This is a genomic window from Companilactobacillus allii, from assembly GCF_001971585.1.
GTDB lineage: Bacteria > Bacillota > Bacilli > Lactobacillales > Lactobacillaceae > Companilactobacillus > Companilactobacillus allii.
This window is the reverse complement of the sequence record NZ_CP019323.1, coordinates 651,830-673,364: the sequence shown is the minus strand read 5'-3', so window position 1 is coordinate 673,364 and position 21,535 is coordinate 651,830. Positions and strand designations below refer to the sequence as shown.

General features: G+C 34.6%; 21 protein-coding genes and 1 pseudogene. 8 read left to right on the top strand and 14 right to left on the bottom strand.

Annotated elements, in window-relative coordinates; translation table 11 throughout:
- Positions 1 to 220 precede the first annotated feature (220 nt).
- From BTM29_RS12855 to BTM29_RS03185, 3 genes are all read left to right on the top strand, one after another.
- Positions 221 to 514: a hypothetical protein gene (locus BTM29_RS12855; RefSeq protein WP_125673068.1), complete on the top strand. Its 294-nt coding sequence runs from the start codon at positions 221 to 223 to the stop codon at positions 512 to 514.
- Between the two features lie 403 nt (positions 515 to 917).
- Complete coding sequence (locus tag BTM29_RS03190) at positions 918 to 1,430, top strand: YagU family protein (protein ID WP_076614125.1); 513 nt, start codon at positions 918 to 920, stop codon at positions 1,428 to 1,430.
- 8 nt (positions 1,431 to 1,438) lie between these two features.
- Positions 1,439 to 2,764: an MFS transporter gene (locus BTM29_RS03185; protein WP_076614124.1), complete on the top strand. Its 1,326-nt coding sequence runs from the start codon at positions 1,439 to 1,441 to the stop codon at positions 2,762 to 2,764.
- Positions 2,765 to 2,823: 59 nt separating this feature from the next.
- On the opposite strand, the gene BTM29_RS03180 is transcribed toward BTM29_RS03185, so the two are convergent.
- The 3 genes from BTM29_RS03180 to BTM29_RS03170 all read right to left on the bottom strand — a co-directional run bounded on the left by BTM29_RS03180 (position 2,824) and on the right by BTM29_RS03170 (position 5,085).
- Positions 2,824 to 3,486 carry a ribose-5-phosphate isomerase A gene (locus BTM29_RS03180; RefSeq protein ID WP_076614123.1) on the bottom strand — a complete coding sequence of 221 codons (663 nt, stop codon included), beginning with the start codon at positions 3,484 to 3,486 and terminating at the stop codon, positions 2,824 to 2,826.
- A gap of 94 nt (positions 3,487 to 3,580) precedes the next feature.
- Entirely contained in the window at positions 3,581 to 4,312 is a 732-nt protein-coding gene (locus BTM29_RS03175) for a C40 family peptidase (protein ID WP_076614122.1), read from the bottom strand.
- A gap of 215 nt (positions 4,313 to 4,527) precedes the next feature.
- Positions 4,528 to 5,085, bottom strand: a complete 558-nt coding sequence (locus tag BTM29_RS03170; RefSeq protein ID WP_076614121.1) for a guanylate kinase — start codon at positions 5,083 to 5,085, stop codon at positions 4,528 to 4,530.
- 84 nt (positions 5,086 to 5,169) lie between these two features.
- Between BTM29_RS03170 and BTM29_RS03165 the strand changes: the two genes are divergently transcribed.
- Positions 5,170 to 5,373, top strand: coding sequence for a DUF2187 domain-containing protein (locus BTM29_RS03165; protein ID WP_076614120.1), 204 nt, complete (start codon positions 5,170 to 5,172; stop codon positions 5,371 to 5,373).
- A 133-nt stretch (positions 5,374 to 5,506) separates the two neighbouring features.
- Here the strand turns inward: BTM29_RS03165 and BTM29_RS03160 are convergent, their stop codons facing one another.
- Complete coding sequence (locus tag BTM29_RS03160) at positions 5,507 to 6,139, bottom strand: LVIS_2131 family protein (protein ID WP_076614119.1); 633 nt, start codon at positions 6,137 to 6,139, stop codon at positions 5,507 to 5,509.
- 284 nt (positions 6,140 to 6,423) lie between these two features.
- On the opposite strand from BTM29_RS03160, the gene nrdH reads away from it, so the two are divergent.
- From nrdH to nrdF, 4 genes are read left to right on the top strand one after another with little or no spacing between them, the layout of a single operon-like run.
- Complete coding sequence (gene nrdH / locus BTM29_RS03155) at positions 6,424 to 6,654, top strand: glutaredoxin-like protein NrdH (RefSeq protein WP_076614118.1); 231 nt, start codon at positions 6,424 to 6,426, stop codon at positions 6,652 to 6,654.
- A complete protein-coding gene (nrdI, locus tag BTM29_RS03150; RefSeq protein WP_076614117.1) occupies positions 6,654 to 7,028 on the top strand; it encodes a class Ib ribonucleoside-diphosphate reductase assembly flavoprotein NrdI in 375 nt (124 codons plus the stop codon). Before nrdH ends, nrdI begins: the two co-directional genes overlap by 1 nt.
- Complete coding sequence (gene nrdE, locus BTM29_RS03145) at positions 7,015 to 9,180, top strand: class 1b ribonucleoside-diphosphate reductase subunit alpha (protein ID WP_076614116.1); 2,166 nt, start codon at positions 7,015 to 7,017, stop codon at positions 9,178 to 9,180. The genes nrdI and nrdE overlap by 14 nt, the downstream gene beginning before the upstream one ends.
- Positions 9,181 to 9,192: 12 nt before the next feature.
- Positions 9,193 to 10,221 (top strand): class 1b ribonucleoside-diphosphate reductase subunit beta, encoded by a 1,029-nt coding sequence (nrdF, locus tag BTM29_RS03140; RefSeq protein ID WP_076614115.1) that lies wholly within the window; start codon positions 9,193 to 9,195, stop codon positions 10,219 to 10,221.
- Positions 10,222 to 10,353: 132 nt separating this feature from the next.
- Here nrdF and BTM29_RS03135 read toward each other — a convergent pair whose 3' ends face one another.
- The 10 genes and pseudogenes from BTM29_RS03135 to BTM29_RS03090 form a co-directional block, all read right to left on the bottom strand.
- Positions 10,354 to 11,010 carry an ATP-binding cassette domain-containing protein gene (locus BTM29_RS03135; protein WP_225972225.1) on the bottom strand — a complete coding sequence of 219 codons (657 nt, stop codon included), beginning with the start codon at positions 11,008 to 11,010 and terminating at the stop codon, positions 10,354 to 10,356.
- Between the two features lie 2 nt (positions 11,011 to 11,012).
- A complete protein-coding gene (locus tag BTM29_RS03130; protein WP_076614113.1) occupies positions 11,013 to 13,064 on the bottom strand; it encodes a hypothetical protein in 2,052 nt (683 codons plus the stop codon).
- A 174-nt stretch (positions 13,065 to 13,238) separates the two neighbouring features.
- Positions 13,239 to 14,156 carry a sce7725 family protein gene (locus BTM29_RS03125; RefSeq protein WP_076614112.1) on the bottom strand — a complete coding sequence of 306 codons (918 nt, stop codon included), beginning with the start codon at positions 14,154 to 14,156 and terminating at the stop codon, positions 13,239 to 13,241.
- Positions 14,153 to 14,869 (bottom strand): hypothetical protein, encoded by a 717-nt coding sequence (locus BTM29_RS03120; RefSeq protein ID WP_076614111.1) that lies wholly within the window; start codon positions 14,867 to 14,869, stop codon positions 14,153 to 14,155. The genes BTM29_RS03125 and BTM29_RS03120 overlap by 4 nt, the downstream gene beginning before the upstream one ends.
- A pseudogene (locus BTM29_RS03115) lies at positions 14,859 to 17,238 on the bottom strand (helicase C-terminal domain-containing protein). The gene BTM29_RS03120 and the pseudogene BTM29_RS03115 overlap by 11 nt, the downstream one beginning before the upstream one ends.
- Before the next feature lie 273 nt (positions 17,239 to 17,511).
- Positions 17,512 to 17,898, bottom strand: a complete 387-nt coding sequence (locus BTM29_RS03110) for a DUF1634 domain-containing protein (RefSeq protein WP_076614110.1) — start codon at positions 17,896 to 17,898, stop codon at positions 17,512 to 17,514.
- Positions 17,898 to 18,740, bottom strand: coding sequence for a sulfite exporter TauE/SafE family protein (locus BTM29_RS03105; protein ID WP_120270340.1), 843 nt, complete (start codon positions 18,738 to 18,740; stop codon positions 17,898 to 17,900). Before BTM29_RS03105 ends, BTM29_RS03110 begins: the two co-directional genes overlap by 1 nt.
- A 2-nt stretch (positions 18,741 to 18,742) precedes the next feature.
- Positions 18,743 to 19,216 carry a hypothetical protein gene (locus tag BTM29_RS03100; RefSeq protein WP_076614108.1) on the bottom strand — a complete coding sequence of 158 codons (474 nt, stop codon included), beginning with the start codon at positions 19,214 to 19,216 and terminating at the stop codon, positions 18,743 to 18,745.
- A 9-nt stretch (positions 19,217 to 19,225) separates the two neighbouring features.
- A complete protein-coding gene (locus tag BTM29_RS03095; RefSeq protein WP_076614107.1) occupies positions 19,226 to 20,125 on the bottom strand; it encodes an alpha/beta hydrolase in 900 nt (299 codons plus the stop codon).
- A gap of 28 nt (positions 20,126 to 20,153) precedes the next feature.
- Positions 20,154 to 21,347, bottom strand: a complete 1,194-nt coding sequence (locus BTM29_RS03090; protein WP_076614106.1) for an MFS transporter — start codon at positions 21,345 to 21,347, stop codon at positions 20,154 to 20,156.
- Positions 21,348 to 21,535: the final 188 nt, after the last annotated feature.

Genomic DNA, 21,535 nt, shown 5'->3' with positions numbered 1-21,535 from the left:
ATCCTCCATATTTGGACTGGCCTTCGGAAACATCTTTTCAAAATATATTGGTCTTGCCATCTTTATATTATTCTTCGTAATTTTATTTAATGGATATTACTTTTTCAATTTACCAGGACTGTTTAGCTACTGGGAATATAATTCGAATATTATTAAATTTAATAATATTGATAAATATAGTAATAGACTAGTTATGATGATTTTCCCTTATATAACTAAAATGAAAGAGATTTCTATAAACGATGTTATTAGTATTCAAATAATTGGATCTACCGGAAAGTTAAAATCATTAGATTTCATGTTACCTGTTTCAACTGCATATGGTATTTTTTATTCTCGTATGTCAATGATTAAAAATCCCCTAGGTGTTGAACTTATTTTAAAGAATAAGGAGAGAATCTATTTGGATGCCTCTAGAGATTTTACATATCATCCTAAGGAAACTGTAAAAGAATTAAATACATTGATCTCCAGTTTTGATCCAAAAGTTAGAAAAACAGACACTTTGCAGTAGAGGCAAGGTGTCTGTTTTTTGATTTCAAAATATATATCAGGGGGGAAATATATTTTATGTGTTATATGCTTTTATATAGGGGTTTTATTTAATTAAGGGGGGATTAAATAAAATTTAATTTATAGGGATTAATATATAAAGGGTTTTTCTATTTGTTGTGAGTTTATAAGAAAATATTTACGGGTAATATCATTTGAATTAAAGTTGTTGGTCCATCCTGTCACCTCTTATTTCTTTTTGACTATGCTTAAATAATAACGTCAAATTATGAATAATTAACTGGGAAACTACGAATAAATAAGTAATAAAGTATGAAGAATCTATGATGCTTAAGACCTATCACCTGAGATATCTGAGTAGTTGTCCTATAATGAACCTATATTAGAATTGAGGTGGCACAATTATGAAATTATCTCGTGAACAAAAGAAGAACTTGAAGGCAGCAATTATTGCTGGAACAACTGCCGGAGTGGCATCTGGATTGGTCAAGCTTGGTTGGGAGAACATCTTACCACCAAGAGATGCAAAACGTAACTCAACTAATCCTCCACAAAAATTACTTCAACAATTTGGTATGCCTGAAAAATGGACGCATGCCACATATACTTATTCAGGTGAGAAATTACCTTGGGTCAGTTATTTGATGCACTTTGGTTTCTCAACTTCATTCGCTATTATTTATGAAGTTTTAGCTCAATACAAACCTTACATCAGGGCCGGTTCTGGTTCGATCTTTGGATTAGCCATTTGGGTAGCCTTCCATATCGGTATCATGCCTTTGATGAAGACTGTACCATCACCTTCAGACCAACCTACTGAAGAGCATTTATCTGAAGCACTAGGTCACATTGCTTGGATGTGGACCAACGACGTAGTTGGCGCAGAGATATATCGTCGACTGACTGAACAAAAGTAGGTGGGCAAATGCATAAATGGCAAACCTCAGTACCAGAGCGACTTAGCTATGGATTAAGTGATGCAGCAGACAACTTAGTTTTTCAAATGATGACTATGTATCTGCTCTTCTTTTACACAGATGTTTTCGGTTTAACGCCTAATGAGGTGGCTATTCTCTTCGTTGTAGCAAGAACAGCTGATGTCTTTGAGAGTTTACTGATTGGAGTAATGATCGATCACACGCACTCTAGATGGGGCAAAAGTAGACCGTTTTTCCTATGGTTTTCTTTCCCATATGTCGTTTTCGCAATCCTAACCTTTGTGACACCGAACTTCTTACCACACTTTGGTAAATTAGCTTGGGCATATATAACTTATCTTGGCTTAGGATTCTTCTACACGGCTGTGAACTTACCTATTACATCGATCCTACCAACTATGACCGAGAACGAAAAAGAGACTACCTTACTAGGTGTCATCAGACAATTCTTCGGTAGCTCTGTTCAAATTATCGTCGCAACATTCACCATACCGCTGGTTGCATTCTTTGGACGTGGTAATCAACAAAAGGGCTTCTTACTTACAATTGCCTTATTTGGGATAATATCTTTGATATTGATCCTAAATACCTTCTTCCATGTCCGTGAAAGATTCACCAATGATGAAATAAATCATCAACCACTCTCCGAAGTCTGGGGTATGATGAAACAAAATAAGCCTTGGATAGTTATCTCAGTGGTTATCTTCCTATATTGGATGACGACGGCTATCAAGAATCAGACCATCATCTACTATTTCAAATATGTCCTGCAAAATGAATCTTTGGTTTCACTGGCTAACAGCTTTACTTTGACAGCTTTGATCGGTGTCGTTTCGATCTACTTTGTATCCGGTAAGATCGGTAAGAAGAATACGATGCTAAGTGGTATTGTGACTGCCTTTGTTGGTCAGATCATCATTACCATAGCAGCCTATAGCCAAAGCGTACCAGTCTTGTTTGTCGGCATCTTTGTCAATTCTATTGGTAATGGATTCATAATCGGACTGGTTTCCATTATGATTGCTGACACGATACGATACGGGACAGCTATGGGTATTCAGGCTGAAGGTGTGCTGGCCTCAACTGATGACCTGGGCGTCAATCTTGGTTTAGGATTAGGAGGATTAGTCACCGCTGAATCATTGCAGTTAACTGGTTACGTCTCCAACAAGCCACAATCAGCTTCCACAATTTCAGCAATCAATCTTAATTTCGCAATAATTCCACTTGTTTTGTATGTTGTCATGTTCGTAGTCTTACTTGCATATAATGAAACTAAAATTCAAACTGAAATTTCTAAAATAACTAATTAGAATATAAAATAGCGTGCCAAAACACAATTGATTGGAAAAATTGTGTCTTAGCACGCTATTTATTTTGCGTTACCTATTTGAATAACTTTATCACCGTCAGATAACAATGCGAAAGTAACAAGATTGTGGAAGTATGATGTTCCTACAACACCATTGAAGCCACTTAACTTTTGATTAATGTCATCTATCTTATCCCAATTATCAAAGTAACAATCTACTAATCCATTGCCAAGTTTTGTCCTAACCATACCTGCAATGTCACTAGATTGGCGTACTTTAACTTTACCACCTAGTTTCTTAACATAATCAACCACTTGATCAATGGCAGGCTCAATCACTTCTAGACTCAAGAACACATCAGAACTCAGTTGTTCTTGCATGCGTTCTTTGGGACCTAGAATCACATAGTTAGTTGCCATACTTGCATAAATCTTCTCAAATACATGAATACCACCATTACTCTTCAAGGCGTTAAGATTCTTATCTAGTGAGTCACATCCATCAAATCCTAAGTCTATGTGATCAACTTGATCCAATTCTTTAACAAAGAATCCAAGGTCTAAACAAGTCTGTTTAGTCACTTCTGAAGGTGTACAGACCGTGATATCTAAGTTCTGTTTAGCAACTTCTTTCATTAATCTACCTACTGTATTGCCACCGCCAAAACTAACTATCATTTTGGGCTTAATAAGTTTCATTGCTTCTTCTAATAATTTTTCCATAATTTACCTCTTATGTCTTCTATACTATCAAATTGTACAAAAAAAGACCGCCAAAGGCGGTCATAAGTGATTTTTATTTTGAATTTAATTTATCTTACAATACCTTAACAGCGAATGAAGGCATGAAGTAACCTGAGATACTTGAGATCTTAACTGATTGACCAGGTTGTGGTGCGGCGATGTATTGGTTGTTACCTAAGTAGATAGCAACGTGATATGAAGAACCTTGGCCACCCCAGAATAATAAGTCTCCGGCTGATGCTTGTGAAACAGCTTCTTTTGTTCCGGCTGATTCTTGAGCTACAGTATATGAGCCAATGCTCTTACCTGTTGCTTGTTGGAATACATATGATGTAAATCCTGAACAGTCAAAACCTGAAGGAGTCTTACCACCCCATACGTATGGTGTACCTAAGTATTGTTTAGCAGTACTGATAACAGAATCAACACTTGATTGTGAGTTGTCTGTAGTTGTATCTGTAGTTGTTGTATCTGCAGCAGCTTCAGTAACAGCTGATGAGTCAGTTACATCTGATGCTTTAACCCATTCGTTTGTAGCAACATAGTAGAAAGTATTACCACTGTCATCTTGTACAGCTTTACCAACGGCCCATGAAGTGTTAGCAGCAAGTGCACGGCCAACAGTCTTAGCTGATGCTGATGGTGTAGAGTAAAGCAAAGTCATTGAACTTGTAGTTACAGCACTTGGTGCGGCAACAGTTGTAGCAGCATGTGTTGTTGTTGCATTTGAAACGCCTAAACCTGTAACTGCAAGTGAAGCAGCAGCTGTAAATGAAATAAGACTCTTTTTAACTTTATTATTCAAAATGAAAATCCCCCGTAATGGTTAATTGTTTTTTTTATTTATTAAATTTTCTTAAATTATATTTCCTTATCACTCAACGATGACTATAATACACTCTGAATATTGCAGAATTGTTACAGCAATTGTATAAGAATGTTACACTTTTTTCTTCACAATATTAAAAGGCTACCAATGCTGTTATATCAGCGTTGATAGCCTATTTGTGAATAATCAAATTACTTGATAATTATACTTTTTACTATTTTATCGACCTTTTCTTCGGTTTTTTCGATGGTTTTGTTAACAATTTCATATGATTTGTTACGTAATTCTACCGGAATTACCAGATCTCGTTTAAATTCGTCACTGTTTATTCGTCTTTGTACTCTATCTGGGTCATCCCCACGATCACGTAATCTATTTGCGACAGTATCAAGATCAAGCTTTAAAAATATGATCACTGCTAGGTCCCCATACTTCTTCTCATAAGAAATTGCACCAGCTGTATCAACAACAATACTGGCCACATCAACATTTTTCCACATTGCATTCAAACTTTCCTGAGACGAGCCATAGTGATATCCGGAGTATTCCACTTGTTCTAAGTAGTGGTTCTTTTTAAAAGTTTCATCCGTTTCGAAGTGATAATCCACTCCATCCACTTCTCCAACCCGTGGCAATCTAGTTGTATGAGTGATTACAATTGGAATATTATATTTTTCTTTTAAATATTGACTGATAGTAGTCTTCCCTGTACCACTGGCACCGGTTATAACAATAATTTTTTTTCCCATAAAAGTGTCCTATATTTGAATTATTTCTTCTACTATATTATTATACTAGTCTGTTAAGTAAAAAATCCTAGGAGATTTATACATATGAAAATAGAAGATTTGAAAGTCGGAGAAATTTACAAGTGTAACGTGGATGAAGATATGGATTATCCATTTGAAGGTAAAGTTGAAAAGGTCTATGAGCACTCAGCTTTGATGGAAATCGTAAAGAATGATCCTAAAGATGATTCTAATAAAACAGAATTAAACAACAAGATCGTTGTAAGTATTAAGAAAATTAAAGAATAGAACAAAATTATAATATAATTTTGTTTCTACGCACAGTTTTTTCCGTTTAATTTAAAAGAGTCCTAGCATTCACTTGCGTGAATACTAGGACTCTTTTTAGGTTATACTCGAAAACTGAGCGTTTAGAAACTCTCTACTTTACATTCTCCACATTAATAAATGATCTAGCTGGCACACGTAGTACACGATACTCCATCGCAAATCTGCCTGCTTTTAATCCTAAGCCATTTGAGAAGTTATTCTTATACTTTGCATGTGCAGTGATCACATAAGCTTGTTGATACTTTGCATCCATCTTTGTGATCTTCTTCATTGGCCAACTAATCCTCATCCCTGAAACGTTAAATGGCAATGTAGCATCTGAAATTGCTGCATTACGACTTGATACAGAATATGTCGAATTATTTACCCAGTATTGATAGACGTCATTATCACTATGCTTATCTTTCTTATCGATCTTTACATAATAACCTTGACCATCATCAGTAGTCTGAACGATCATTGGTTCATATTTATAAGTCATCTCAATGTCAGCTTTATTTTTCAAATCAACCCTTGAGAACAAAGTTGTATAAAGCATCCCACTAACTGCAAAAATAACCACAAGTATCTCGATAAAATCTACAGTGATCGTTTTCCAAGTTATTCCATTCTTTTGAACAACTAATATTTTTAGATGACGATTTCTAATATTAAATACCACAAGTACTAATAGCGCAATCACTAATAGCCATGCGATAATTCCCACAAAATTCCAAGAATTCATAATTTTCTCCCTACTAGTTTATTGCTTTTTCTTATTTGTAATTTTACCTGAAAAACCTATAATAGTCATTACGGTAATTTTACCACGAAACATCAAATTTTAATAAAAATCAGAATATTATTCACTAGACAAAAAGCGCTGGAACGGTCGATACAGCCACACTATGATGTATACCAATCTATTTAAAATACCATATATAGTACTTTTATGAGAACAATTACTAGTATTGGTATATTGAATGTTTTATACTAGTGAATGAATTACATTTCGAGGGAGTGGACCACATGAACAATATAATCGTATATAGTAAAAACAACTGCATGCAATGCAAAATGACAAAGAGATATCTCAAAGAACACAACATCAACTTTGAAGAACATAATATTAATAAAGAGCCTCAATATCTAGACATTTTAAAACAACAGGGTTTTCAAAGCGTACCAGTAGTTATGCCTGAAAATAGCGACCCAATCGTCGGTTTCCGCCCAGATAGCTTGAAAGCACTAGCTAACTAATGGTTGAAATAGCCTACTACTCAATTACCGGTCAAACCAGACGTTTCGTTTCAAAGACCGGTTTAAATGGATATGAAATTAACGACGCCGATCCGTTCCACGAAATGGGTCGGTCTTTTATTCTCATCGTTCCGGCATATGACGATGATATGATGGACCCTGTCGTAGATTTCTTGCAGTATAAAGACAACGCCAAGAACTGTGTTGGATTAGCTGGTGGTGGCAATCGTAACTTCAACACCCTTTACAATCACACAGCTAACGACATTGCCAAAGGACTAGATGTTCCCGTTGTATTCGAATTCGAATTTAACGGTACAAATAAAGACGTAGAAAACTTCAAGAAAGTAGTGAATAACTTTGGGACTAAATAATCTGGATGTAACTAAAGTAAGTTACTTCAAACTAAATAACGAAATCAATATTCCAGTTGATGGAAAAATTCCATTGAATAAGGATAGAGAAGCTGTTAAAGCTTTCTTTGCTGAGAACGTTGAACCAAATACTATGAAATTTGATTCATTTAAGTCACACATTGACTATCTCATCCAAAATGATTATATCGAAAGAGAAGTTATCGATAAGTATCCTTTTGAATTCATCGACAAGCTTTATCAATCACTATTAGATCAAAAATTTGAATTCCAATCATTCATGGCCGCATACAAATTCTTTAATCAATATGTCATCAAGACAAACGATGGTGATCTGTACTTGGAGAATTACGAAATGCGTATTCTTTTTAATGCCCTATTATTCGCAAATGGTGACCAAGACCAAGCAACTACTTTAGCATTTGAGATGATCATGCAACGCTATCAACCAGCTACACCATCTTTTCTTAATGCCGGCAGAAAACGCCGTGGTGAGTATGTATCATGTTTTCTTTTACAAGTAACTGATGACATGAACAGCATCGGTCGTACGATCAACTCTGCCTTACAATTATCAAGGATCGGTGGGGGTGTTGGTATTACTTTATCAAACCTTCGTGAATCTGGTTCACCTATCAAGGGAATTGATAATTCATCATCTGGTGTTCTACCAGTTATGAAGTTACTTGAGGATAGTTTCAGTTACAGTAACCAACTTGGTCAAAGACAAGGTGCTGGTGCTGTGTACTTAAACGTATTCCACCCTGATATTATTGATTTTCTTTCAGCTAAAAAAGAAAACGCTGATGAAAAAGTCCGTGTTAAGACTCTTTCACTTGGTGTAATCGTTCCTGACAAGTATTACGAACTTGTAAAAAACAATTCCGATATGTATTTGTTCAGCCCTTATTCAGTAGAGCGTGTTTACGGTGTTCCTTTCTCATATATCGACATCACTAAAGAATACGATAATATGGTTGCTGATGATCGGATCAAAAAGTACAAGATCAACGCACGTGAACTTGAAGATGAGATCAGTAAACTTCAACAAGAATCCGGCTATCCTTATGTCTTAAACATTGACACAGCCAATCGTGATAATCCTATCGACGGTAAAGTTATCATGAGTAATCTATGTACTGAGATTCAACAAGTTCAGATTCCTTCAGAATTAAATGATGCACAAGAGTTCATCAAACTCGGTACAGATGTCAGTTGTAACCTTGGCTCAACTAATATCTTGAATATGATGGAAAGTCCTGACTTTGGTAAATCAATTCGTTCTATGCTTAGAGCTTTGACATTCGTCAGTGATGCATCCAATATTACTGCTGTTCCAACTGTTGCTCACGGTAATAAAATGAGTCATTCAGTTGGACTTGGTGCTATGGGGTTACATACTTATCTAGCTAAGAATCATATCGAATACGGTTCACCAGAATCAATCGAATTCATCGGGATTTACTTCATGTTACTAAACTACTGGACTCTAGTAGAGAGTAATCATATTGCTAAAGAACGTAACGAAAACTTCGTTAACTTTGAGAATTCTGACTACGCAAATGGTTCATACTTCGACAAATATCTAGCTGAAGACTTCGGTCCAAAGTCAGATATTGTTAAAGGATTATTCGCCGGTATTAAGATTCCTAATCAAAATGACTGGGCAAATCTTAAATCTGATGTACAACGTGATGGACTATATAACGACTACCGTTTAGCAGTTGCACCAACTGGTTCTATTTCATATGTCAATAATACAAGCGCTAGTTTGCAACCTATTACTAGACTAGTTGAAGAGAGACAAGAGAAGAAAAACGGTAAGTTATACTTCCCAGCTCCACTATTAAGTAACGATACCATCGGTTACTATAAATCAGCTTATGATACTGACATGAGAAAAGTTATAGACATCTATGCTTCAGCACAAAGATTCATTGATCAAGGAATGAGTTTGACACTTTTTGTTCGCTCTATCATCCCTGAAGGTCTTTATGAATGGAAGACAGATCCTAAACAAACTACACGTGATCTAAGTATTTTACGTAACTATGCCTATTACAAAGGTATCAAGTCATTGTATTATATTCGTACATTTACAGAAAATAACGATGAAATCGGAAGCAACGAATGCGAAAGCTGCTCAATTTAGGAGGATTCAACTATGGTCGACACGTATTACAAAGCCATGAACTGGAACAAACTGGAAGATGTAGTAGATAAAGCAACTTGGGAGAAATTAACTTCTCAATTTTGGTTGGATACACGTATTCCACTATCAAACGATATGGATGACTGGAGAACACTAAGTAAACTTGAACAAACAGTTGTCGGACACGTCTTTGGTGGTTTGACACTACTTGATACTTTACAATCACAAGATGGTATCGAAGCAATGTTAAAAGATACTCGTACTCAAGCCGAGACAGCTGTTTTCAATAACATCCAATTCATGGAATCAGTTCACGCCAAAAGTTATTCTTCTATTTTCAGTACCTTAAACACTGCAGAAGAAATCGAAGAAATATTCGATTGGACCGATCACAATGAATATCTTCAGAAAAAGGCCGAAACTGTCAATAATATTTATCAAAATGGCACACCACTACAAAAGAAAGTAGCCAGTGTCTTCTTGGAAAGTTTCTTGTTCTATTCAGGATTTTATACACCACTTTATTACCTAGGTAATAACAAACTCGCCAATGTTGCCGAGATCATCAAATTGATCATTCGTGATGAATCAGTTCACGGAACTTATATCGGATATAAATTCCAACTAGGATTCAACGAATTATCAGATGATAAGAAAGAAGAAATGCAAGATTGGATGTATGACCTTCTTTACGAGTTATATGACAATGAAGAGAAATATACTAATGAATTATACAAAGGTACTAATTGGACAGAAGAAGTTATGACATTCCTTCGTTATAACGCCAATAAAGCCTTGATGAACCTAGGACAATCTCCATTATTCCCCGATGGTAACGCTGAAGATGTTAATCCTATCGTTATGAACGGTATTTCAACAGGAACAACCAATCATGACTTCTTCTCACAAGTAGGTAACGGCTACTTAATGGGACAAGTTGAAGCTATGAAAGATAGCGATTATGATATTGGTTTGAATGACGATTCATCTAATGAAAATAACGGTGGAGAATTGTTTAATAAGATTCGAAAATTGAAGTAGAGTGCGTCAAAATACGTTCAGTTTTCGTTTATAATACGAAAAAACAGATATTCACGTAAATGAATGTCTGCTTTTTTGTATTAAACGGAAAATTGTTTTTTGACGCACGTTTGAATCACATATCTATTGTTTTTATTGAAGATTTTTAATGTCATATGAAATATCACTATTTTCTATGACATAGGGATCATGAGTGACAATAACAATGGTCTTTCCATCATTTTTTAATTCTTTAAAAATATTCATAACGTCTTCTTTGTTTGCTTGATCTAGTGATCCAGTTGCTTCATCTGCTAATATCAATCTAGATCCCTTTAGTATAACTCTAGCTATTGCTATTCTTTGTTGTTCACCACCAGATAATTTGTAAATTTTAGTCTTCAAAGAGAGATTATCAAGTTTCAATTTATGTAAAACATCCAACATCAACTTTTCCTTGTCATTTTTTGACATTCTTGGATAACTGAAACGCATGGCGATACCTAGGTTATAATAGATTGTTTTGCTATCGACTAATCCAAAGTTTTGAAAGATGAAGGATATGTCTTGACGGTAAATTTGCAATTTCTCTTTCTTAGAGATATTTGAAATTTTCTTTTGAAATAAAGTAACTTCACCATTATCAAATTTTTCGATTAGACCAATAATATTTAACAGAGTTGTTTTTCCAGACCCACTATCACCATATATAGCGACAATTTTATGGTCAGGAATCGTCAGATTCATTTTTCTAATAACTGAGTTTTTTCGATATTTTTTTTCTAGATTTTCTATTTCTACTATATCCACACTCAAACCTCACTAAATAATTCTTTGATATTTTTTTTATCCATAATTTTGATGATAGTGAATAATACTAGATAGTTAATGATCATCAAAAATCCAATCGATGTATATATTGAGAAATCAAGATTTTTAATGGACAACATAAGTAGAACTAAACTTTCTAACATAGGGATAATAAGAAATTTCAAATATGTACTTAATTTACTATATCCAAAAACTCTTTTTATCATGTACTTTTTCTTATTTGAAGTTATTAATAATGAATAACTAATGACACTAGATAGTAAAATAAACATAAAAGAAGATATTAATTCTGTACTATAAAGTGCCACACTACCCATGACTTTTTCACGGTCTACTTGACTTACTTCTGACAATTTCACTAGCGTAGGGTGAACATATTGAAGATTATTTTTTTGTAAATCTCGGAGCATTTTATCGTATTTTACTTTAGTACTTTTTCCCTTTAATGGGAATCTGACAGCATCTTCAATTCCTCCACCATCTGGAGAATTAACTTCATTGATGAATAAATCATTAGTTCTATTGTATGAACTAATAATGAACATAGACGCATTCACAAATTTTTCATTTTTACCATCTACTTTGAAATTTTGAACATTATTGATAATTGCAGTTTCTACATTATCAAAATGTTTTCCAAGAATATCTTTTTTAATTTTTTTACTCGATAACTCTAATGATTTAGGAATAAGAATCAATATTTTATCTGACGATGGTAATTTAATGATTTCATTTTTAGTATTTCTTATCGGATTTTCTTTCAGGTAATTATAATTAGCAGTTATTAATTGTGAACCATCAGATTGCGAAGTGACACGAAACGATTGACCCTCATTTTTATCAACTATTCTAGAAATCCTCCGCGAGTTGATTTCCTCAGCTTGCTCATTTCTATTGGTCATATCAATTATTTGATCTCCAACATGCATTGGATAAAGAACGGCAGTATTATTGCTATATTCATTACTTGTCGTATGATTTTGTTTGAATACATATTGAACATTTTTTACTATGGGAAATAACATCATCAAAAACGCAAAAGAGATAATAATCTTAATTCCTAAAATAATGTAGGCTTCACTTTTTTGAAATTTACCTAATTCTGATGAACTAAATTCAAAGTTAGAAAGTTTAATTACAGAAACCGATATATAACCTGCTATATAACAAAACAAAAAAATCAGACATTCAACTAAAAGAAAATAAAACGAAAAGTGTTTGATTACAATAAACGACAACAAGGCGAATGTACTAATCAGAGTGATCAAGAAATTGTATCCGATAAGCTCATTGTAAATTTTAAAATTTGTTATACCTTCAGATTTTAAAACCTTTATGTCTTTGGATTTAACAATTGACCACCACACCAATTGAATTATGTAAAAAATAGCATAGAATATCAGAAATTTATAATATTTACCTAGTAATTTCAATTCAGGTTTAGGTAAAACTATTGACGTAGAAATATCTTTGTTCGTTATTTTAAGATTTGCTTTTGTCACTGAAACTAACCTTGTTTTGAAATTATTTACATCTCTTTTATTCTTTGTTTCAATCAAAAATATTCCATTAGCATGACTACCCAAATTATTCATATTATACAAATGGAATTTCTGATCTTTTGTTGTGAAGTCCACTACCTTATTATTCATCTTGAATTTTTTGAGATCATAAAAATCACTTAGTTTTGTTTTCTCGGTAGTCTTATATAAGTAATCATAAGTATTAAACAACGTCTTACCATAGTTAATAGACCCGTCCCTATTAGTTCCAGAAACGTAGTTGTAACTTCTAAATATTAAATTAACACTCTCATCCTTAGCTGCTTTTTCCATAAATGGCTTTAGAGATCCAGAGTTCAATTCATCTGATGCGTTAGTCGAAAAATCATTGATTTTAATTGGTGTATAGTATCGATCAATGGAATATCGTTCTTTTGTAATACCATCTAATTCTATTTGTTTAACTAGAAAAGCGGATACAATTGTACCCGCCAAGAAGATAACTACTAAGAATATTTTTGTGACCCTCATAAAAATCACTACTCCGTATTCTTTTATTTTGGAACAATTCTATAATAGCAATTACATATATAATATATATATATTTGTTGTAAAGATTATGTAAAAAAATATATTTTTTCAGAAAACAACTGTTGGATATAAATAACGCTCTAGAATTCCCCTTAAATGAGGAATCCTAGAGCGTTATTTTATATCCAACAATCTATGCATCAGCTGCAAATGATGCATCAATGATAACTTTTTTATATTTCCTAACCCAGGGAACTTATCCTTTGCTTGATACGCCATTAATTCTTGCAATGCTGGTGTATCATTTATGCCATTTAAATGAGTTGGTACCCAATCACTCAATTTATGCAGAGCTTGAAAGAACTTGACCTTTTGCCCGCCCATAGTTTCATTACTATCTGAAACGAAGTGATGTATCCTAAGACTTCCATCCTTGGTAACATAAATAATGTGTATAGCAATAGCACGAGACGGCATCCCTTTATCAAAGTAGTGACTCCCAACCATTGAATAGTCGCCAAATCCATTGTAATTATCAACTTGTCCCCACCAACTGGCTGGTTCAAAGTATTCATCAACAAGATTATTATAATCAGCCACATGCTCAACAAACGCTAACGGATCAGTCAAAGAAATCGCCTTATCACTAACTAAACCATGTAACCTTGCCTCTTCTGGAATAAGCACTCCACTAACGTGTTTCAAAACTCTAGTATTCTCATAAGCTTTTAATAGCTGATAATTTTTAGCAATCAATAGACTCTCTTGGTCATTATTCGTTTGCAAAAAATCGCTACTAAAATCCGGTGCTAATATCGCACTAGGGTGGAAAAATGACAAGTTAGATAGCTTAGGTAGTGGATATAACTTGGCTTCTCCATTTAATCCATACAAACTAACTTGTGGATTAGCAATTATACCAAAAGGCTGAGTAGAATCGATCAGTACTTGTACGGTTTGTTGCAATTCTTTTGAATCACGGACTGGTTCTATTATTGGAACTATCTTTTTTCCTAATTGTTCATTCTCACATAAGGCTTTAAGAGCCAACAGATCATACATTCTTCCACGTAAATAAGGATAATAAATCATAACTTATCCTCCAAATTTGGGCTTTGTATATCCTGAAGTTCTAGTTTCAACTCTTGATATTCCCCATTTCTAGCATCTAACTCTTCTTGTAACGCCGTTATGGCATCATCTTTAATATCATCCACGTATCTATCATAGACATTCCTATTTGGCTTATAAATATCATAGCCTTTTTTATCACGTTTTCGCATTTCCTTATATAACTGGTCATCTGAATACAACTGCAAACCTTTTTCAACTCGTTTGGCCTTGTCGACTTCACGAAATAATGAAGCCACAAAGTGTGATGTCAAAGATTTTTCATCAACTTGGAGTTCTTGGTATTGTGCCTTTTTGGCAATTGTTAGAAATCCCGGTGTTCGTAGGGTCTGAGGTGCTAGATCCATTGCCTTCTTATCGAAAGCTCGATATATCATAACGCCGATATGTGCAGGTATTTCATCTTTTATTTCATCATATAGTTTCTGCGGAAAGACAAAGTAATTGTAGTTACCGATAAACGAAAGTTTAGCTTTGGAATGAAAATCTGACTTGGTAACTTTCAACTCATAACAGCGCCACTCTATTGTTCCATCGGGTAATTGCTGATAGCTGAGTGTGTCAACAATACCTTTTTTATCTGGCATAGATACTTCTTCAACCACATATGCACCTTGCTCATAACAATATTGATATAACGTACTCTCTAGATTCTTAGTTAATTTAGTCTTCATTATTCTTATCCTCGGTTATCTGCCAGAAGTTATTGATTGTATTAGACAATTGATCAATGGAACGAACTCTTTTGAAATACTGCCAATGTGGTGGGAATAATTCAGTATAGCGACTGCTAGCAAATCTTTGATCTAACAATAAGATCACTCCAGTATCATGACTACTCCGGATCAATCTACCAGCTGCTTGTAACACATTGTTCATCCCTGGTAATTGATATGCATACGCAAATCCTTTACCACCATCTTGATCATAGTAATCACGTATCAAGTTGTTTTCAGCACTTAAGCCAGGTAACCCAACACTGACAATAGCCACACCAATTAACCTGTCGCCACGTAAGTCTATTCCTTCTGAGAATATTCCACCTAAGACACATAACCCTATCAATGTTTCCTTAGGATCCTTTTGGAATTGATTTAAAAAATCCACTCTGGCTTGATTATCCATATTGTTTTCCTGCGTTACTATCTTGATCTTTGGGTGAAGCGCCAAGAAAGCTTCTTTTATCTGCTGTAAATATCCATATGAAGGGAAGAAAAACAAATAATTGCCTTTCTTAGCGGAAATTAGAGCATACAAACTAGCCACTATGGCCGATTGACTATTCTCTCTTTCATGATAAGTAGTTCTAATATATTGGGTCACTAAAATGGCCTGATTCTTAGGCGGGAACGGTGATGGCAATTGATAAGCCAGACTATTATCCTTACCACCTAAGACATTTTGATAGTAATCCATTGGAGATAATGTGGCCGAAAATAATACAGCTCCAGCTCCCATATTTAATGACTGATTCAAAAAGCCACTCGGATCCAAGCACAACTGCTTAATAGTTACATGCTTATCCTCTTTTACCACTCTAGTTTGATAGCTTTCATCATAGAGATTACCTATTTTGACAAACGTCAAACAATCAAAGAAAAAGTCCTTGGCAGAATCCAAGAAGTCTGATGGCTTTTGTTGTTGCATCCAATCTCCCATAAAGTCAGTGAATTTACGCAACACACGCAGCATTTGTTCTGGCGGTTCTGGAGTTATTTGTTCAGTTAACTGTTCTTCTTGCAAAGATTTACTTATTCCGTTAAATTCCTTACGTATTTTTTTGACCTGTTTCTGAAAATCCTCACTAGACTGGGTCTTGATTGCTCTAGCTTGTTTCAGTAAATTGAAAATACCACTATCCGATAGTTGTGCTGAATACATATCACGGGAGCGACTTACTAGGTTATGGACCTCATCGATCAAGAAGAAATTCTCGAGTTTTTTTTTCTGTAAAGAACCTCTGAAGATATACTAGTGGATCAAACAAGTAATTATAGTCACAAATAATAACATCACAAAACAACGAGGTATCTAGTGAGAATTCAAAAGGATCAATCGTGTGCTTCATGGCATATTTCTCTATTACAACTCTAGTTATTAAATCTTCATGTGTTAATAAATCCTTTAATGCCGGCTTTAATCTATCATAATAACCAATCATGAATGGATTATCTTCTGGATCGACATTTTGTTCTTCAGGAAAACGAATCTTATCCTTAGCCGTCAGTGTTATACACTTGATCCTTAATCCGTCATTCTCCATTAACTCAACCGTATCTTCAGCAACGTGGCGTGTACTTTGCTTGGCCGTTAAATAAAATAGACGCTCGATTTTATCTTCACCCATGGCCTTAATAGCTGGAAACATGGTCGAAATAGTCTTACCAGTCCCAGTCGGTGCCTCAACAAATAGTCTTTTTTGCAATGAAATAGTCTTGTACACTGCACCCGCCATTTCGTGTTGTCCCGTTCTAAATTGTGAAAATGGAAATGGTAACTTCTTGATTGACTCGTTACGATTGTGACGTAAGTTAGCACGTAACGTCAGCCAATATTCATACTCTTTAATTAACTCTTTAAAAAACTTTGTTAGTTCGGCTCTTTTAAAGACTTTTTTAGTTTTAGTTATTTTTTCTTTATTAGCTTGAACATAGGTCAATTCAAGTGTGACCTCATCAAAGTCTGGATTATCTTCCAACAACAAATAACCATAAACCTTGACCTGGCCCCAGTACAAATCATGAGTGTTATCTGATATGTCTTCAAACGCTTGATCAGACGTCTTGATCTCTTCAATCAATAACGAATCATCACTTGTCTCAACACCATCTGCTCGACCAGAGATAACATAATCTTGATCATTCATAGTGACCGTCTTCTTCAAATAAACTTCACTTTCATAGTCGATTCCATGTTCACCTTGAAGTTTGCGATGGATTCTTGCACCAGCCAGAGCTGTATTTTGACTATCCTTATTCTCAACTAAATCACCTTTTCGTAGAACGAATTCCACTAATTGTCTGATACCAATTCTAGTCGCCATAACGTGCTCCTTTCCAGTGTATTAACAAATCACTACCAATTATAAAACAGACGTTTTCGCATGTCTCAATATTTGACGCTAATTATTCATAAATGCGATTTTTCCCTATAAGTCAGGGTTGTTGTGATACATAACTTGTTTTCTGACGAAAACGTGTGACTGAACACAATTTTCTCAATATAAGCCTAAAAGACCGATATTTACATACGTAAATACCGGCCTTTTAGGCTTATAAACGAAAACTGAACGTGTTCTGTCACACTCTGTCACATTTTAACTTCTATATCCTAACATCATAGCAAATACTAGAATTATTAAAACTATGGTGGTAATGATCACATACAACTTATCATTCTCTTTATAAAACGCATAGATAGATACAACAACACGAAGTACTGGTGTAAGTATCAATAGGAAAACTCCTAGCATAATAACCGCATATGATTTACCAGCAGCTATTCCAGAAAAAATTGATGCAAATCTCTTAGGGAAGCCATTATCATATCCGCCACCGCCATTCATAAAGTACATAGCGATTCCTATCAATATAACAATTGCAGACGTTATAACGCCGACACGTAGAATCTTACCAATAACCAACTCAACTTGTCTTGTTTCTTCATGCATACTTTGTTTGCTTTTATTTGTTTTGTCAGCCATTATAGGTTCACCCCAAATCCTTTAAGGACCATTTGTACTCCCATGTATAAAATAATAGGAATAAAAATCATTCTTATAATTCTAGGTTTCAAAACTTGCATAACACGTGCGCCTATTAAGGCACCCGCTAAAACACCTATAGCAAGTGGTCCAGCTATATCAGGCTTTATCGAACCATTAAAGAAATAAACTGTGGCACTAGCAGCAGCTGTAACACCCATCATAAGGTTACTTGTTGCACTAGAAGGTTTGAGTGGCATCTTCATGATGGTATCCATAGCGATAACTTTAAAAGCACCACTACCAATACCCAACAATCCACTAGCAAGACCAGCAGCCCACATCATGATAAAACCACCAGGAACATTCTTCATTGAATAATCAACTTGTTTTTGCTCAGCTTTATCATAATAAGTGCTAGCCAAATTTAATTTACTAACGATCTTATCATCGCCTGTATAAATTGACTCACCTTTTTTGTCCATTAACTTACGGATCATATTATATGTTGAATATAATAGGAAGAATCCGAATAAAACGTATAAGAAAGTACTAGAGAACACCCCAACTAAAAGTGCCCCCATAATTGCTCCTACAGTCGTTGCAATCTCAAGAAACATCGCAACACGCAGGTTCAACATATCATCCTTCAAATAAGCAATAGTAGAACCAGAACTCGTGGCAATAACAGAGATAATACTAGCACCAATGGCATATTTAATATCCATTCCCATCATAACGGTCAAAACTGGAGTAATGATCATTCCTCCACCAATTCCCAAAATGGCACCAAGACACCCTGCTGCTATCCCCATTACCAATAGTAGCATCATTGAATTCATAATTATTCTTCTTTCTCTAATTCATCTTTCTTACTGAAATTTTCAGAAGAAGTTTCATAGTTCTCTTTCATTATACTCATAGTTTTCTTTATTTCATCTTCACTCAAGTCTTTTTCTGAAATCAAATCAATATGAAACTTTGATGCATTCAAATAATCACAACGAGTTGACAGATATATCTTTGTCTCAGCTTCAACATCGTCATCGAAGAAATGAGTTACTTTCTTGCCATCATCAAATGGTAAATTGATAACTCCAGTTTCAATATAATAATCAATATCAAACTCTGAATCAGCCACATGGATCATGACTTGTGACAATTTATTGTCTGCTAGATCCTTAGTAATCTGTTCTTTAGCCTTTTCAATTGACCAAGTACTTTCTTGTAACAAATCATCCTTACTTATTTGTAAACTATTTTGTTCAAATGTTCCTTCTGTTACCTTTTCAATAAAGTCGCTAATTACAATTTTCATATTTTCCTCCTAAAGATAATGGCTCAAAAAGTTTTCCACAGTTTCTTGATATTTAACAGAATCTATATAATAGCTTCGGATATGAACTCCGTTACTAGAATAAATCATTCTGTCAAAGTTTCCACAGGTGGATAACTTTTTCTCCATTTCAAATGGAACCGTAAAATCATTTTTCCCATGCATAAATAATACTGGTAATTGGCATTTCTCTAATGCCTTAGTACAATCGGCCTGACCATAAAAAAATCCAGCACGAATTCTCGATATCACAGATGCTCCCTTGATCAGCCACAAACCTCTGATATGGAAACGATCCTTACAATGATAGCTGAGAATATCTTCCGCACTAGTATATCCTGAATCCTCGATCACTGCTAACACATTATCAGGTAAACTCTCACCAGATGTCAACATAACTGTTGCCGCACCCATAGAAGCTCCAAACAATACGATTTTATCATCCGTTCTCCGATTTACTTCACTGATCCAATCTAATAAGTCACGACTTTCTATATAACCATACCCCATGTATTTACCAGCGCTTTGACCAGAGGCTTGATTATCTATCTGCAAAACATTGTATCCTAGATGATTAAATAACTGAGCATGTATATCTAGTGAAGTATGATCCACTGCAAAACCATGAACCAATATGACCGTTACTTTAGAATTTTTATTCTTAGTGAACCATGCGACTAGTTTATTCCCATTAAACTTAGAATCAATAATCCATTTTTCTTTATCCATTTTCAAAAATTCATCCGTACGCTCATCAAGACCACTATCACGTTTGATCTTTGGTGCTGAACCATTCAATGCGTTGGAACCTCTTTTTTGTAGATATAAAAAAAGAGCGTTCGAAATTAGAACGGCTAGCAATAACAATATAACGATAATAATAATTGTCATAACTCTCTCCTTTTAATTTTTCACGTTCTTATTCTAATTCCTTAACGCCAATCATAGCAAATGCAAAAATCAACATCATCACAGTAATAATAATAAATAAATGTGAAAATGACAACATAGTAATCACTAAACTACCCGCATAAGGTCCTAAAGCTCTACCTAAAGAACCAAAAATACTATAAAAGCTCTGGAAAGTTCCACGATTCTTATTAGTCGACATCTTACTCAATAAAGCTGGAATGGTTGGGAATACCATTGATTCACCAATAGTTAGAACCAACATACTGATAATAAACATCAAATAAGTTTGTGCCTTAGGTAAAATCAAAAATGACAAGCCCATAATAGCTGTTCCTAGCAGGATCTGATTCTTTAAAAGCTTAAAGAACTTCGATACGACACGATTCATCACTGGTTGAATAATCAGTAATGAGGCAGCATTAAACGTGAAGACAAGTCCATATTGACGTGTTGAGAAACCTTTATTCAACATGTATATCGACATATTGCTATCCCATTGAGAATATCCCAACCAAACTGCAAAAATAGCCGCACAAATAATGATCAAATTAATTTTGAATCTGGAATCCCCGATTTTAATTCTTGGATCAACTTCCTCAGTAATATATGTTCTAGTGGCACTCTTTTCTAATTCTGCCTCATTTTCTTGGTCTAACAAATTTCCTCTAAAAATCAAAATTACAATACACAACACAAATAATAATACTGGAATAAAGAAGGTCAAAAAGATACTAAGCTTAAAAATGAATCCTACCGCAGTTGAACCAATAGCAATACCAATATTTGCGGCTAAATACATATTATTAAAAATAACCCGACTATCTCCTGACATTTGCTCCGCAATAAAGGCTGTATATGCATTAATCGCCGTGTACGATAATCCCATACCAAAGCCTAATATTACAAGCATTATTGCATAAGTCGGCCACACATGATGAATGGACATGCCTAATAGTGATCCTACAGCAATAATGTATCCCGCATAAAGTGTCCCACGCCTTGAAAAACGATCAAACGTCACACCACCAATAGCATTACCGACCATCATAAAGGCTGAATAAATCATCAAAGCCAATCCAGCGGTAGTTAATGATTCATGTAAGTTTTTGTGAATAAAAATTGTATTCACCGGCAATATAAATCCCATCACCATATTAAAAGTAATGTTCAAAATTAATAACCAAATTCTTTGAGCTCGCATCTTTTCTCACCTCTTATATTTTTTTATCCAATAAAAAAACCATGGTATAAAAATCAACCATGGTTTACGGTAGTACTCTTATGAGTAATCAGATAATTGGTTCACAACAATTTCTGAAGATATCGCCCGCGAATCCTGCGAGTAGTGCTTGATACCCTACCACGAATGCCATCCAAATTCGATGGCTC

Coding starts and splice junctions, on each gene's coding strand:
- BTM29_RS12855 (WP_125673068.1), top strand. CDS start 221: ATGAAAGAGATTTCTATAAACGATGTTATTAGTATTCAAATAATTGGA.
- BTM29_RS03190 (WP_076614125.1), top strand. CDS start 918: ATGAAATTATCTCGTGAACAAAAGAAGAACTTGAAGGCAGCAATTATT.
- BTM29_RS03185 (WP_076614124.1), top strand. CDS start 1,439: ATGCATAAATGGCAAACCTCAGTACCAGAGCGACTTAGCTATGGATTA.
- BTM29_RS03180 (WP_076614123.1), bottom strand. CDS start 3,486: ATGGAAAAATTATTAGAAGAAGCAATGAAACTTATTAAGCCCAAAATG.
- BTM29_RS03170 (WP_076614121.1), bottom strand. CDS start 5,085: ATGGGAAAAAAAATTATTGTTATAACCGGTGCCAGTGGTACAGGGAAG.
- BTM29_RS03165 (WP_076614120.1), top strand. CDS start 5,170: ATGAAAATAGAAGATTTGAAAGTCGGAGAAATTTACAAGTGTAACGTG.
- BTM29_RS03160 (WP_076614119.1), bottom strand. CDS start 6,139: ATGAATTCTTGGAATTTTGTGGGAATTATCGCATGGCTATTAGTGATT.
- nrdH (WP_076614118.1), top strand. CDS start 6,424: ATGAACAATATAATCGTATATAGTAAAAACAACTGCATGCAATGCAAA.
- nrdI (WP_076614117.1), top strand. CDS start 6,654: ATGGTTGAAATAGCCTACTACTCAATTACCGGTCAAACCAGACGTTTC.
- nrdF (WP_076614115.1), top strand. CDS start 9,193: ATGGTCGACACGTATTACAAAGCCATGAACTGGAACAAACTGGAAGAT.
- BTM29_RS03130 (WP_076614113.1), bottom strand. CDS start 13,064: ATGAGGGTCACAAAAATATTCTTAGTAGTTATCTTCTTGGCGGGTACA.
- BTM29_RS03125 (WP_076614112.1), bottom strand. CDS start 14,156: ATGATTTATTATCCTTATTTACGTGGAAGAATGTATGATCTGTTGGCT.
- BTM29_RS03120 (WP_076614111.1), bottom strand. CDS start 14,869: ATGAAGACTAAATTAACTAAGAATCTAGAGAGTACGTTATATCAATAT.
- BTM29_RS03110 (WP_076614110.1), bottom strand. CDS start 17,898: ATGGCTGACAAAACAAATAAAAGCAAACAAAGTATGCATGAAGAAACA.
- BTM29_RS03105 (WP_120270340.1), bottom strand. CDS start 18,740: ATGAATTCAATGATGCTACTATTGGTAATGGGGATAGCAGCAGGGTGT.
- BTM29_RS03100 (WP_076614108.1), bottom strand. CDS start 19,216: ATGAAAATTGTAATTAGCGACTTTATTGAAAAGGTAACAGAAGGAACA.
- BTM29_RS03095 (WP_076614107.1), bottom strand. CDS start 20,125: ATGACAATTATTATTATCGTTATATTGTTATTGCTAGCCGTTCTAATT.
- BTM29_RS03090 (WP_076614106.1), bottom strand. CDS start 21,347: ATGCGAGCTCAAAGAATTTGGTTATTAATTTTGAACATTACTTTTAAT.